Genomic DNA, 920 nt, shown 5'->3' with positions numbered 1-920 from the left:
GATAGGCGAGGTCGGCGAAGGGATGGCCGAGCGTCGACAGCTCCCAGTCGAGCACCGCGATGACTTTCGGCGCATCGAGCGCGAACATCATGTTGTCCAGCCGGTAGTCGCCATGGACGAGCGAAACGCGGCCGTCATCGGTCGGCATATGGGTCTCGAGCCACGCAACCAGCCTGTCAATATCGGCTATGGTTTCGGTTTCGGAGGCCCGGTACTGGCCGGCCCAGCGCGCAAGCTGGCGTTCGAAATAGCTGCCGGGTTTGCCGAAATCGCCAAGGCCGACCGCGTCCACATCGACATCGTGCAGGGCGGCGAGCGTGGCATTCATGGCATCGTAGATCGCTGCCCGCTCGTCATTGCCGGAAGCGTCCGGCAGCGACGGATCCCAGAAGACGCGGCCGTCGAGATATTCCATGACATAGAACATGCGGCCGATCGGCGATTCCTCGCCCGAGAGATGCAGCATGCGCGGCACGGGCACAGCCGTGCCGGCAAGCGCCCGCATCACCCGGAATTCGCGGTCGACCTGGTGCGCGGATTTCAGCAATTGTCCCGGCGGCTTGGCGCGCAGGACATAGCGGCCGCTGGCGGCGGTCAGGAGATAGGTCGGATTGGACTGTCCGGATTTGAATTTTTCAATGGCGGACAGACCGGCAAAACCCGGGACATGCGCCTCGAGATAGGGCGCAAGCGCCGCCTTGTCTATGGCACCGGCCTCGCCGCTCATGCGTTCTCAGGCTGACGCTCGATCAGCGTCAACGTCAGCCAACGAGCCGTCAGCGCCGGCTTCTTCGAGCCTTCGATCTCAATGGTCACGTCATGCGCCGTCTGCACCCAGCCGGATGGCCTCACCTTGACGTCGGCCAGCACGAAACGGGTGCGGATGCGGGCGCCCGTCTTCACCGGCGCCAGGAAGCGCC

The 920-nt window shown here is 64.3% G+C and carries 1 protein-coding gene and 1 pseudogene; both read right to left on the bottom strand.

Annotated elements, in window-relative coordinates; translation table 11 throughout:
* Positions 1-727 (bottom strand): phosphotransferase family protein (locus EOA27_RS38165; protein ID WP_145970893.1); only part of this gene is annotated, 727 nt, incomplete at its 3' end.
* Positions 724-920, bottom strand: a pseudogene (locus EOA27_RS38160) (MaoC family dehydratase); the annotation flags it as partial. The pseudogene EOA27_RS38160 and the gene EOA27_RS38165, both read right to left, overlap by 4 nt.

The sequence above is a fragment of the Mesorhizobium sp. M2A.F.Ca.ET.037.01.1.1 genome, assembly GCF_003998075.1.
Classification (GTDB): Bacteria; Pseudomonadota; Alphaproteobacteria; order Rhizobiales; family Rhizobiaceae; genus Mesorhizobium.
This window is presented reverse-complemented; position numbering and strand designations above follow the sequence as displayed.